Origin of the sequence: Flavobacterium tructae, assembly GCF_001853485.1 — a bacterium.
GTDB classification, from domain to species: Bacteria; Bacteroidota; Bacteroidia; order Flavobacteriales; family Flavobacteriaceae; genus Flavobacterium; species Flavobacterium tructae.
The window spans coordinates 35328-48655 of the sequence record NZ_MIKE01000006.1 but is presented as its reverse complement, the minus strand read 5'-3'; the positions used below and the strand labels follow the sequence as shown (position 1 = coordinate 48655).

Genomic DNA, 13328 nt, shown 5'->3' with positions numbered 1-13328 from the left:
CATTAACAGTAAATGTAGTGTCTGATGTTGTCGCTGCACAAGAGCCATTGGCTGCAACAGTATAACGAACTGTTACCGAAGTATCAGAAGAAACATCTGCCGGTGTATAAGTAGTTCCTGAAATCGTTCCCCCTCCTGAAACAACTGACCAGGTACCACCTGCTGGTGTAGCTGATAAGGATTTGGTACTGTTCTCACAAATAGCTGTAGTGCTTGTTGTATTAGTTGCTGTTCCTGAAAATACATTAACAGTAAATGTAGTGTCTGATGTTGTCGCTGCACAAGAGCCATTGGCTGCAACAGTATAACGAACTGTTACCGAAGTATCAGAAGAAACATCTGCCGGTGTATAAGTAGTTCCTGAAATCGTCCCTCCTCCTGAAACAACTGACCAGGTACCACCTGCTGGTGTAGCTGATAAGGATTTAGTACTGTTCTCGCAAATAGCTGCAGTGCTTGTTGTATTAGTTGCTACAACAGCAGCTGTGGGGACTGGGGTTACAGAAGAAGAATTATTTGTTCCATTTATATCAATAATATCTGCCGATGCTATACTTGCAGTGTTTAAATAAACACCCGACGGCTTTACTGTAGCAACTATCGACAAAGTCGGTGTAGCTCCAATATTTAACAACCCAACATCCCAAACACCATTGATTGAATTATAAGTTCCAACAGACGGCGTAGCAGATACAAATGTATATCCCGAAGGTAGTAAATCTGTAACTTTTGTATTTGTTGAGTTACTAGGTCCAGCATTACTAGCTGTTAATGTAAATGTAACACCACACCCAACTTGCGGAGACATGCTGCTTGTTGCTTTTGTTACACCTAAATCTGCATTTGTTATACCTTCAATTAAATCAACAAAAACACCTGAATCTAATGATGAATCACCAGCATCTGCAATAACAATTTTAAAAGTATAAGTTGCTCCAGGAGTTAAACCTGTTACGTTCCTAGTTATCAATTTTGTTAAACCATTAAGTTCTACAAAAACTGGAAAAGGACCTGGTTGAGGTTGAGGATTTGTAATATATCTACCTCCTGAAATCGTAGTTGTGTGTCCATTATTAGTATACAAAGCAGATTGCGTACCATCATAAGCCGCTACAGGTGGAAAACCACTAAAACCAGGAACTCCCGAATTCACCTTATTAATTGATGTTGCATTTCCATTTGGCAATGTTGCCATATTTAATGTACCCGCAATGCCAGGGCCAGTAATAAAAAAACCAAAGGCATCGTCAAAACTTGATCCTACATAATCAGGATATTCCTCAGAACCAAATTGATATCCAATTTTAAGACCAGAAACAGTAGGCCCCAATGTAATTGTAAACGAGTAAGAAATCAAATCTCGCGTAGCTGTTGCGTCTATTGTTGATAAATTAGGATCTGAAAGAGTAGTTGCACCTGCTGGATTATAAGAACTTTGATTAGCTGTGTTTCTATTTGTTAACTCAAATGGTGCATTTCCAGTAGAAAAATAAGCTCCACTTGTTAACCCCAATCCTGCTCCCGCAACTCCATTTGTAAATGTAGCAACTTGATTAGACCTTACAGTCGAAATAGCTGCAGCGCCACTCAAAGTCCCCCCAGTGATAACGATTCCTGGACCATTAAGTGCTGAATTAATTTGAGAATTAGTTGGATTTGTAAGTATAGTAGCCTGCGAATACAAAAAGAAAGAATTGAGTAGAAAAAAAATAAATAGTGCTCTCCTTATCTCATCAAAGGGTGATAGTAATTTTTTACACATAAAAATTAGTTTAAACTTTGTTGCGAAAATATAAAATTAAAACTACATTTCATTATTGTAAGCTGATTTCTATTAATTTAAATATAAATTTTATCACTCAAACTGAAAAAAGGTTTTGTCACATCTATAAAAATAAAATATAACTATTAAAATAATTTGTAAACCAAAACTGAATATACAAACAAAAAACGGAGAAAAAATTAAACTACATTTTTACAATCAGTTAGTTTATTAAATTCTTCAATTGTTTTAAAGTTCAAAGCCGAATGCCTTCTTTTTTATTGTACCAAATTTCGATGTATTCAAAAACTTCAAGTCCCATCTGTTCTCTAGAAATTAATTTACTGCCGCAAAACAATTCGTTTTTAAAGATTTGAAAAAACTTTCAGCAACCGCATTATCCCAGCCTTCTCTTTTACGGCCCATACTTCTTGTGCTATTTTTATAGAAGTCAAATACATCAGCATTTTTTTTTATTTGCATATTGGATTCCTCGGTCAGAATTTGCATATTGATGTAATATAAAAATAATTTTACTCGATTTAAAAAAGTACAGCTTCCTGTAACTATAATCAAATAGAGCATTTAATTGTCATTTTGGGGAAACTTTCTAAAAAAAATCTTTTATTAACAATTCCTTTTGGAATAATAAAAAAATTAAAATATAAAATTTCCATGTTAGGTCTTAAAAAAAGTTATTATCTTGCTAATGCATAAGAAAATTAAAAAAAAATAGTTCTACGCTGCAATTTGGGTTTGTGATAACTTTTAATCCTCCGAAGGGCGTTTATTATAATATCGTCTTAAACTATGAACTGCATTATTATTGATGACGAAGAAATGGCAAGGGCCATCATGGGAAAAATGATTGAGAGTACCTCCCAGTTAAACGTGTTACAAGAGTTCTCAAATGCTATAAATGCCATAAAGTATCTTAATCAGAATGAGGTCGATTTGATTTTTCTGGATATCCATATGCCTGATTTTACCGGTTTCGATTTTATTCAAACAATTAAAAATCCTCCCAAAATTATACTGGTAACTTCTGATAAAAATTTTGCTATCGAAGCTTTTGAATACGAATGTATTATTGATTATTTAGTGAAACCTATTACAGAAGATCGTTTTCAAAAAGCAATTCAAAAAGCGAATACGACACCATCATCTGAAAAAAAAAATATTAATAAAGGAATAAATGAAGATAATATAAACGAATTTTATATTAATATTGATCGTCGTTTTATCAAAATTGAATTTGCTTTAGTAAATATTGTAGAAGCCAAGGGAGATTATATTCATATCAAGACGGAAAACAAAAACTATGTGGTTCACTCCACACTTAAAAAAATTGAAGACAAATTACCTAAAGATTTGTTTTTGAAAGTACATCGTTCCTTTATCATCAACACAAAAAAAATTATTGACATTGAAGACAACAGTGTCTTAGTCGGTAAGGATGTTATTCCTGTAAGTCGTGCCAATCGACCAGATTTGATGAAGCGTTTGAATTTATTATAGCTTTTAAATAAAAATAGTACTACTTGTTTATTAATAGTTAAAAGGTTTTACTCCTTGTCTTTTTTGACTTTGAATAAGGGTTTAGATGTCAACATCCATCTAAGACGCAAACCTACTTCTGTATATTGAAATCCAGCAGCCGTAGCAGACGCAATATTACTTTTAACACCATAAAAATTAACCAAAAAACGATCCGAAAATTTATAACCAAATTTAGCTTGCACCCGATAAGTCGATTGCTTGGCATCATTTTCAATGTATTGAAATCCTGTTGCGGCACTTAGTGTGTAAAAGATAGTATTGCTTTCAGTCGACCTTTCATCTTTCAAAAAATCAATAAAGATCTCATAAGCATTAAATTTACTTGGACTAAAATAAATTATCGGTACTTGTTTTTGAAATGCAATAAATTGATAGTTAAATCCAGCTTTCAAAATTGGTTTTGATAAAAAATTATAATATAATGAGGTAAATAATAAGTTTCGCTTGTTATTATCACTTTGTGTGCTGTAAAAATATTGTGTAAACCATCCTAATTTGAAGTTAGTGCCAATATTATAATTGAAATAAAAATTATCAGCTGTTATCTCTCTACTTACCAGATCAGCATTGAAGTTCTGTATATCTCGCTTGTAACCCACTTCTAAATCTTGCAATTTTAACGGCTTTATTTTGAAAAACACATCTGCTAATAATTGACTATACCTACTAACGAAAGATTGTGCATTACTAAAACCTAGTAAAACATAAAAATTTATTTTGGGATGAAATTGCCACTGTGCGCCTAACTCAAAGTCATTAGAGGTTGCCGAATTTTTAGTTACTGTATTTTCGGTTTTTCTGTATTGGTACTTTCCTAAAAATGTCCATTTTGTAGATATTGGAAAATTAAAAACTGTATTAGTTGCGTAGGCTTCGTTCTTTCCATTATCAAATGAATAACTTAACTTCTCTTCTACACTTGGTGTAAAATTTTCATTTATTTTTTTTAGAAATCCGACAGCATCTTTTTGGTTTTCAAAAATTTTTAAGGTTATATCAACTGCTTTATAAGCTTTTAATGGTTCGCCATTTGCAAAGTAAGCATTCGATATTCCTAAGTTTCCATCGAATGATTTTGCATCGTTGGCCAATATATTTTGGTAATCTGTAATACTTTCTTTAAAATCACTACGATACATTCCTAAAGTTGCAGAAAGGGCAAATACCCAATTTTCATTGGGATTACCAGTTTGGTATTCCTTAATTTTTATGGCTGCTTCTTTGTACTTTTTATTCCAAATTAATGCCTGAACATATCGCTCTTTTGTTTGATTTTGTAATTTTGCATCCTCAATATGCTGGCTTTTTTTTAATGCTTGTTCAGCTATAGATAAAGCTTCGCTATCTCTTTCAGCGATATGTGCAACCAATGATAATCCATTCAGAGAAAACAAACTGTCCTTTTTTGTTACTGCTAATTCTTGATATATCTTGGTTGCATTTTTTTCATCTTTAGTCATTAAATAAATATTAACTTTATTCATTAATGTTTCCTTGTCTTTTGGAAAATCCTCAAAATTTTCATCTAATAAATAAAGTGCGCTATCATAATCTTCTTGCTGTACAAATTGATTGGCATATCCCATTCGTATGTATTTCTTAGAAACCAAGGCATTTGGATTTTTAGCAGAAACTGCCAAAGCTTTATTTACATATACTAAAGCTTCCTTATATTCTTTCAAATTAGACAAAGTATTTGCATATCCTAACAAAGCCGGAAAACTTTCGGGATACTTTGCTATCAGACCAAGGTAATAAGGTTTTGCATCAGAAAATTTTTTATTCCATAACATGCATTCAGCATAATTCAGTTGGATTTCAAAATCATCGGGATACGTTTTTAGCAGTTCAGAAAAAATCACTGTAGCTTTTTCAGGACTTGAATTTAAACCGACAGCTCTGCCGAAACATAGCTTTGCCGTTTTATTATCTGGATATGTCTTTAAGATTTTGCTGAAAAAAATTTCAGCTTGGGCAAATTCCCCTTTCTCTAAATTGGTAAAACCCTCCTGCATATCTTGTGCTTGAATTGATAATCCAAGGAGAAAGCAAAAAAACAAGACTATTTCCTTTTTAATGTTCATTTTATAACATATAATTTGTAATTAACTGCAAGTTAAGTATAAACATTGATTATTCGTCCACAATAAACTGCATATCAATATAAAAAAAAAAAAAAAAAATCTTATAAGCAATGTGTATTTGCGTCAGAAATAAGAAACAAAAGAATAAATTAATTATGGATAACAGATAAAGTAGCAAGATGGCAGATTAAAATCATTTTTTTGATTTTTGTCAGCACTGTTCCAATTACTTCCATAAGTACATTGCTTTTTTCTGTTAGACTTTTGCCTTTTTCTAAAATCAATTATTTATATACAGGAAAGAAGGTTTCTTTTTTCCTTCTGAATCTATAAATCCAAACTGTTTTTGTTTGTTTTTGATCCACGGCCATTTTCCAGCAACTTTATCCGGAACTTCTGGAAAATCATATAAAGTCCAGGACACAAATGCAAGTTTTTTCTTTTTGAATATAGATTGCATCTTTTTATGATAATTGGCCTGAACATTTTTTGAATTACCAAACCAACTCCAAAGTCCACGATTAGATGAAAGCCCAAATTCTTGTACTACCAAAGGCTTCTTGGTTGCTTTTTCTAAAACAGCAAGCTTGTCTTCAAAAAGCGAGCTATCTTCATAATAATGATACGATACAAAATCTACCTTATCTTTTAGTATCTCTCCCGATTCAATATTAGAATATCCAACAGTAACCAAATGATTAGGATCGAATTTTTTGACTGTTACAATCATTTGTTCCAGCCAGGGTTTTACATTTTGTTCCCCATGCAATTGAAAATCTAAATCAGGCTCGTTTTTAATATCCCAAGCAATAATATTTTTACAATCCTTAAAAATAGTTACGATTTTCTCTGCATGGCGATGCGTTAAAGTCCAGCTCTCTGGAGAATAATCTCCATAAAAATCAAATAATGTCACAATTACAGCTAGTTTTTTTTCTTCTGCCAAGTCTAAAACTATTTTTAACTTGTCTAATTTTTCTTGTGGAATCTCTGCTTTGCCAAATTCTTCATAAGGAACAAAAATCCTGATCGTATTGAGTTTTGCTTTCGTAATAATTTCAAAATCAGCAGCTATTGTATCTCTGTTAAATTTATTTCCAAACATATCCCAGGCAGAATTTTTAGGATAATAATTAATCCCTTTTATGATATAGGGAACACCATTTTTTAAAATTTCATTACCTTTTACCGTGTATATCTTTTTATTTAATTCTACAGCAACCAAACTCTTTTCTTTTTGCATCCGAACATAATGCCGAATGCGCCAAAAACCATCTTCCAGCAGCATTAAAACCTTATAATTTGCAGTGTCCCGAACAGAAGCTATAAGCTTATTATCCTGATAGATATTTTGAAATTCAACTACATTTTTATCGGTAAAAACGACTTGTTGTCCGTCTTCGCTATAAAAATCTAAGGATGCATGATGTTCTATTGTTGTACTGCGGATTGAAATTTTTCTGGTCTTATTATAGGAAATAACCTGCTCTAATTGCCTCCTCGTACTTTCTGTAAAATAATCTTCAATTCCATCGTTGATATTGTTTTTGAGAGCATTATTTTTTATTACATAAGAAAACAAATAATGCTCCTCAATTTTCCGAATGGTTTGAGCTTCCATTGTTCTACCTTGATTTTTTAAAGTTTCCCAAGTTACTTTCGGTAAATATGTATTTGAGGTCTCTTTTTCCAGATGCAGCATAGAGCTTCTATCTGCTCCAGAATTTAAGTAACCTAAAATTTCACTAATACCAAATAATACCAAAACATTAATTGCAATAAATGAAATTATTAAAATTGACCGATAATTATTTTTATTGTTAATTACTATCATATTTTTTTTCTTCTACTTTTTCACTGCTTCCTAAGGTTGAAATTTCAAATGAATATTTTTTTTCTTTATAGTATTCAGATGAAATAGTAAAAACGGCATAACCTTTTTCACTATCTTCTTGCAAAGTCGCTATGAGTTGATTATGATGATATACTTTTAGACTCACTTTAATTCCATCTGGAACTAACTGATTCATAAAACTACGCAATGGACCGACTATTATAGTACGATTATCTTTTGAAAATCCAAATTCAATTTTTGGATTGATCGGCATATAGTTAATTGCTATAGAATTACTTTCTGCTATTCCCGCTACATAAGCTTTTACGGTATAAACATCCTGGTGATCAGGATGCAAAATCTGAGCAGTTGCAATTCCGTTTATTGTTGTGCCAAATGATTTTAAAACCATACCGCCAGTGGTAGAAATTATAAATGACACCATCGTTCCGTCGCTTACAACATTACCAAATTTATCTTTAATGATAGTGGTTTTTAAGGTAGTAATTTGATTTCCATCTGCAAATTGATGATTTCTAATAAATGAAATCATAAAATTTGTAGCAATTCCAGCAAAAATTACAGCGTCAAATTCTTTAGTAATTGTGGCATTACATTGAGCAGAAACCAAAACGATTCCAGATTTTGTAGGGGCCTTAATTATTTTCCAAGCAATAAGGTCTTTCGTTTTTACTGTTTGAGTTGTAATTGCATTCAAAAACTGACTTCTAAAAATTACGAGAGTATTTTCAGGTTTTGGATTATCAAAGTCATCAGTAGGAATCGTAACGTACATTACAAAATGATCATCCCCTACTAACGTACTTGGTGGACCTAAATAATTTTCGATATTGGTTTTGGTACCGTTGTTGGGCAAAATTTCAAAATTTCCATGTAGTTTATTTTCTCCGTTTACTGCCAAAAACCAATCAATATGGCCTGCTTTTTCAGCATAAATTCTAGGAAGGATAAAAGTCAATTTATCATTTTTTATCGTACCATCTAAAAGTGTTTTTCCTAAAGAATGAATTAGAAATAACTTCGGTTTATTTGACGAATTTCCCTTAAAATCTAAAATTATTTTGTCACCCGCTATAAAGGTCTTTTGCTGTGTAATTAATACAATAGTACCTGTTTGCTTTTTAGGCATTAAAGTGACTGAGACCAATAATATAGTAAACAAACAAAAACTAAATATAGATATTTTATACTTCATTATCTAGGATTTCCAATGTAATTATTGATTTCAATTTTAATAAACGAATACCCTCTATGTCCTTTAACTTTTTGCATTTGTGCACTTTCTTGTCTGCTATTTCGTACTGGAATTATAACACGTCCAAGATCTTTTGATTTTAAACCATTTACAAAACAATTTTCTGTAGAAGATTTTATGATACAAGGCTTCAAATCCTTAGGCAATTTATACGCAAAATATTGCTTACGCTGAATGCGAACTCCCTCTTTTATAAACTGATGATCAACATAAACTAATTCTTTTCTGTCATTGTAATACGAAATTAAAAGCTCAGGGATGGTTACTTCCTGAATTCCGTAATTGAATAAAGTTCCTTTGATTTGGTTATCATCTATCAGTAAATCTGAAATAGCAACCGAATTATACAAGTCGGTGGTTGCCACATTTCCAGCACTTTGAATATCAAATGTTGTGGGAATATTTTTCAATTCCTTTGGCGTAAATTCATCAGGGTTAAAAGTAGTTGGTTTTACATCAGTTGGCTTTAACCACGCAATATCTTCAAAATTCACCTTAAAACTTGTGACCTCTTTTGGCATTAACTTATGTTTAATAGTATACTTAGCGTTAAATACGGCAATTGATTTATAATCTTTATCATACAAAGTAGCTTTCAAGACCACATCTGCAGGAACATTATCTATATTTTGAACTTCACCAATTACGATATATTGATTATTAATTTTTACCAAACTTGCCGATACAATTTCTAAATCTGGTTGGCGCAACACATCTTCATGATAGGTCTGTTGGGTAGTAATCTCTCGTCTCCCTTGCTTGTAATACGAATTAACATTGTCTGAAATAAATTCGTCCGGAGGAATATCGCTATCTTTTTTATCCCGAATAATAAACCATTTCCCTTTTATTTTCTGAACATCATGTATGTACTTTTTTTCAATAAGTTCTAATGGTGTAACCCATTTGGTTACAGCGCTTACTCGGGCTTTGTCTTTATTTTGCTGGATAATTTTAGTTTCGATAGCATCTAACTTCGCGTAAGAATTAAGAACTCCATCAGAAACAGAAATTTCCAGCATAAACTGAGCCACCGAGTATTCTTTATTAGGAACGACATAAGAGTGTGCCTTATCGTAAAACTTAAAATCTAAAGCATCATAATATGCTTTTACAACATTTTCTGGACTAATCTGCGTAGCATTCTTAATGTAAATTCGATATACTCCAAAACTTATAATTAGAAGTAAAATTACTGTCCAAACGTGTAGAAATTTTACCATCGGTGTTGGAAAATTAGCATAAATAATTCCAAACTTATTGAAAGAAGGTTTTTCTAAAGGCTTTATTTTTAAGGCCTGAAGCCAAATCATCTGAACATTAAGCATAAAAGCCACAAGAATGGTTAACATTGGAATAACTCCCCACATCAATTTCAAATAGATTGGTACATCATCTTTTGGAAGAATTTTAGACAATGGATGCACATTTAGTTTTTCCCATACCATAATACCATTTTCTAATTGTGATAATCGATGCCAACCGCAGAAATAGAGTATTGGATCGTAGAATTTATCGTTAGAAAAAACATATTTCAAATTGTATTTTTCAGGAACAGTTAGAAATTGCTGCAATGAACCAATACCTTCAAGTCCCCTGAATTTGGAGTTTTCCAACCGTTCTACTGCACGAGAAGTCAATTCTGGTAATCTTCTTGCCGAATGGTAATTTCCATCAACCGTCATTGCCTTTGTTTGTGTCGACAAGTAGGCCATCTGATCACCAAAACCTAATGGCAAAAACCTCCAGTGATCGTGCTGATCCTGATTTAAGAAATTGACAATTGGCAAAAAGTTAATTTTTTGTGGCTGAAAGGGTCTAAAATACCCTAAAGTCATAGTAAAAACAGCAAAAAACAAAAAGCAACCGGCAAATAATCCACCTATAATTCTGCGATAAACACTGCCAAATTTTACTTGCAAAGCCGTTCTTAAGTCACCTTCAACTAATCGGTAAACAAACTCACCAAAAAAAGGCAAACTCATTATAGAAGCCCAAAGTGTAAAGCGATCTAAGGTTAGGATATTAAAAGCATTTTTTCCTAAAATTGCTAACGGAATTGGAGTTGTGCCACCAGTTCCTAAAACAGTTAGCAAGGTTAAGGATAACCCGAAAAAAATATACCTTTTACTGTAATATCTATAAAATATATAAGGCAATATAAAAAGTAATATTCCCCAAGGTATTAAGAAGAACATCAACCCGGATGAGGTTACTTCTATAAAATTATCACGACTCCCATGCGGAATAGGAACCTGAGTAATGGGATTGGCTTTAGAATTAATCCAATAAGGCAGTATACAAAATACCAACAGAAAAACGGCACTACCACAGAAAAGAATAATACGTTTTAATAGTGACAGAAATGTTTTGCAGAATATTTTGAAAGTGATTTGCTTAAAGGAATTGACATTTCCACGAGCGGTATCCATTACTATCATTCCGATTAAAGGCAAAACGAAAAACACCATCCCGAATAAAGGTGTAACATGATGCGAACAAACAGTTACAGCCATCAAAGACAGAGATGTGAAGTAATATTTTTTTTTTCCTGTTTTAATAAAAAGATAAATCTCTGGAAGTGCATGCATCAAAACGGAAATTCCAATAATACTGGGTAACTGTCCAAAAATATGCAATGTTTCAATAAAAGAAGAAGAAACAACTGCCAGAATAGCTGAATAACCTGCAACAGCTCGATTTCCACTTATTAAAAGTGAAAATCTAAAAGCTCCTGTAATGAATAAAATAATTCCAACAATAGCCACAGTAAACATACCAAATTTCAAACCTCCAATTAAAGAAAGTAATCCAATGACCTGATGTACTAATGGAGGGTAACTCATCACATTAAAACCCGTATACCAACTATAATTCCAAGGTTCAAACCAACTGTGGGCATAATGATTTCCGAAAAAAATATGAATTAAAGCGTCGTAAGTACTTTCCAAAGTAAAAAAAATAGCGCTGCCATGGAAAGTTAATCCAAAAAGTAAGGCTACTATCAAATATTTATTAGAAGTCTCTCTCAATCGCTTTTATTTTAGATTATTGTTTTGTAAATACATCGATATCGCTCTATAGAAGAAAACAATATAACTGTACAGATATCCTTTCATCAAAAGAAATACTTACAAACATCTAAAATATCAAAAAAAAACATACAAAAGCACCAATATTATATCAGAATAATGATCTAAAGGTAATTATTAACAGAATGAGAACATTTACTGTGATATTATTTTATAAAAATATAATTCAATAAATTATATCAAATAAAGTTGAAGTTTTTTTTAAATAGGTTTTCAAATTGGCTTTAGGTTTAGAAAAAGACAGCATTACATAACCTTGTTTGTTTAAATCTATGTCTTGGCATTGATTTAAATTACAGTTAAATTTCAAAATTACAATTCATAATAAATATGTTGATTTAGTTAATTGTTAAAAAGAGGGAATTTATCCTAATAAATTTCTTTGTTACTCTTGTTAAAATTTTCTTATTTTTATTATATTTGTTTGTAAGAATCAGCCCTTTAAAATATTATTTTTATTATTTATTACAATACACTTGAATTGAATATTAAAACTACATATAGAAAGATCACTGCGGAGAATTTTTTCATGCTTACAATTTTATTTGTAAATGCAGGCAATTATTTGTACAATCTGCTATTAGGAAGAATACTTGGACCTTCTGGATTTGCTGATGCTGCAATCTTAATAACTTTGCTCTTAGTATTATCTTTTATTGGAATTACATTTCAGGTTACTGCTACTAAATATACCGTTTTACTCTCAGTAACTCAATCGCATTTCTTTTTAAAATTTATTTTTAAGTATGCAATGTTATTCGGTGTAATACTAGGATGTATAGTAGCCGTATTCAGTACTCAATTACAGGAAATTTTTAAAACCAAAACCTCATTAATGTTCATTTTGTTTGGTTTGGGACTTCCAATCTATTTTATAATGAGTATTAATAGAGGTTTATACCAGGGAAAAAATGATCTGAGAAATTTGTCAAAAACTTACTACTTTGAGATGTTATGTCGTTTGATTGTGACACTTTTGTTGCTCTACTTTTTACCTCAAATCCAATCTTCTATTATTATCTCACTAGGAATTTTAATTTCTTTTGCCTTTGGTTTGATTCCTTTTCAAAAAATAATTTACTGCAAAAACAACAAAACTCTAAGTAATAATTTAGATAAAAAATCCATTATTACATTTTTTGCTCTAACAGCCTTCTATGAATTAACGCAAATTATCATTAACAATAGTGATATTATGTTGGTTAAACATTATTTTGATAATGAAAAAGCGGGCTTATATGCTTCTTTAGCATTAATAGGCCGGGTTGTATATTTTGTTGCCTGGATGTTTGTAATGCTCCTTTTACCTAAAGTAATACATTTAAAAAAAAAAGGAGAAGATACACTTCCAATTCTGTTAAAATATGTTTTATATATTGTTTGCTTGTCTACTATAATTGTTTTAGGTACACTCTTATTTCCCGAAATTGTAGTGCAATTGATGTTTGGCAAGAAATACCTACCCATTGCTTTCTTGCTTTGGAAATATGCATTGGCTACTTCAATTTTTGCCATTGCAAATATTTTTACTTACTATTTTCTTTCTATAAATAAGTATGTACCTGTTATAATATCAGCCTTTCTGGGGCTTACACAAATAATTCTGATCGTCCTCTATCATAATTCAATCGAACAGATCGTTGTTATGCAAATCATCGCGATGACAGCATTATTATTATTTCAACTGTTTTTTTTCTTTTTTAATAACAATAAAAAGTAA

The 13328-nt window shown here is 31.5% G+C and carries 9 protein-coding genes; 2 read left to right on the top strand and 7 right to left on the bottom strand.

What is annotated here, in order from left to right; genetic code table 11:
• From BHE19_RS01945 to BHE19_RS01940, 3 genes are all read right to left on the bottom strand, one after another.
• A partial coding sequence (locus BHE19_RS01945) for a DUF11 domain-containing protein (protein WP_131799982.1) occupies positions 1-1762 on the bottom strand: 1762 nt, incomplete at its 3' end.
• 256 nt (positions 1763-2018) lie between these two features.
• A complete protein-coding gene (locus BHE19_RS23055) occupies positions 2019-2120 on the bottom strand; it encodes a hypothetical protein (protein ID WP_165607898.1) in 102 nt (33 codons plus the stop codon).
• Positions 2099-2347 (bottom strand): hypothetical protein, encoded by a 249-nt coding sequence (locus tag BHE19_RS01940; protein WP_070905731.1) that lies wholly within the window; start codon positions 2345-2347, stop codon positions 2099-2101. Before BHE19_RS01940 ends, BHE19_RS23055 begins: the two co-directional genes overlap by 22 nt.
• Before the next feature lie 225 nt (positions 2348-2572).
• On the opposite strand from BHE19_RS01940, the gene BHE19_RS01935 reads away from it, so the two are divergent.
• Positions 2573-3280, top strand: a complete 708-nt coding sequence (locus BHE19_RS01935; protein ID WP_070905730.1) for a LytR/AlgR family response regulator transcription factor — start codon at positions 2573-2575, stop codon at positions 3278-3280.
• Positions 3281-3327: 47 nt separating this feature from the next.
• Here BHE19_RS01935 and BHE19_RS01930 read toward each other — a convergent pair whose 3' ends face one another.
• The 4 genes from BHE19_RS01930 to BHE19_RS01915 all read right to left on the bottom strand — a co-directional run bounded on the left by BHE19_RS01930 (position 3328) and on the right by BHE19_RS01915 (position 11548).
• Complete coding sequence (locus tag BHE19_RS01930) at positions 3328-5406, bottom strand: tetratricopeptide repeat protein (protein WP_070905729.1); 2079 nt, start codon at positions 5404-5406, stop codon at positions 3328-3330.
• A gap of 280 nt (positions 5407-5686) precedes the next feature.
• Positions 5687-7240 carry a cellulase family glycosylhydrolase gene (locus BHE19_RS01925; RefSeq protein WP_089059971.1) on the bottom strand — a complete coding sequence of 518 codons (1554 nt, stop codon included), beginning with the start codon at positions 7238-7240 and terminating at the stop codon, positions 5687-5689.
• Complete coding sequence (locus BHE19_RS01920; protein ID WP_070905728.1) at positions 7227-8456, bottom strand: Ig-like domain-containing protein; 1230 nt, start codon at positions 8454-8456, stop codon at positions 7227-7229. The genes BHE19_RS01925 and BHE19_RS01920 overlap by 14 nt, the downstream gene beginning before the upstream one ends.
• The gene (locus tag BHE19_RS01915) at positions 8456-11548 is read right to left on the bottom strand and encodes a hypothetical protein (protein WP_070905727.1); all 3093 of its coding nucleotides are present in this window, start codon (positions 11546-11548) and stop codon (positions 8456-8458) included. The genes BHE19_RS01920 and BHE19_RS01915 overlap by 1 nt, the downstream gene beginning before the upstream one ends.
• Before the next feature lie 589 nt (positions 11549-12137).
• On the opposite strand from BHE19_RS01915, the gene BHE19_RS01910 reads away from it, so the two are divergent.
• Positions 12138-13328 carry an MATE family efflux transporter gene (locus BHE19_RS01910; protein WP_070905726.1) on the top strand — a complete coding sequence of 397 codons (1191 nt, stop codon included), beginning with the start codon at positions 12138-12140 and terminating at the stop codon, positions 13326-13328.

Bases quoted from the DNA above. Each gene is read 5' to 3' on its own strand.
- BHE19_RS01940 (WP_070905731.1), bottom strand. From the start codon at position 2,347: ATGCTCTATTTGATTATAGTTACAGGAAGCTGTACTTTTTTAAATCGA.
- BHE19_RS01935 (WP_070905730.1), top strand. From the start codon at position 2,573: ATGAACTGCATTATTATTGATGACGAAGAAATGGCAAGGGCCATCATG.
- BHE19_RS01930 (WP_070905729.1), bottom strand. From the start codon at position 5,406: ATGAACATTAAAAAGGAAATAGTCTTGTTTTTTTGCTTTCTCCTTGGA.
- BHE19_RS01925 (WP_089059971.1), bottom strand. From the start codon at position 7,240: ATGATAGTAATTAACAATAAAAATAATTATCGGTCAATTTTAATAATT.
- BHE19_RS01920 (WP_070905728.1), bottom strand. From the start codon at position 8,456: ATGAAGTATAAAATATCTATATTTAGTTTTTGTTTGTTTACTATATTA.
- BHE19_RS01910 (WP_070905726.1), top strand. From the start codon at position 12,138: ATGCTTACAATTTTATTTGTAAATGCAGGCAATTATTTGTACAATCTG.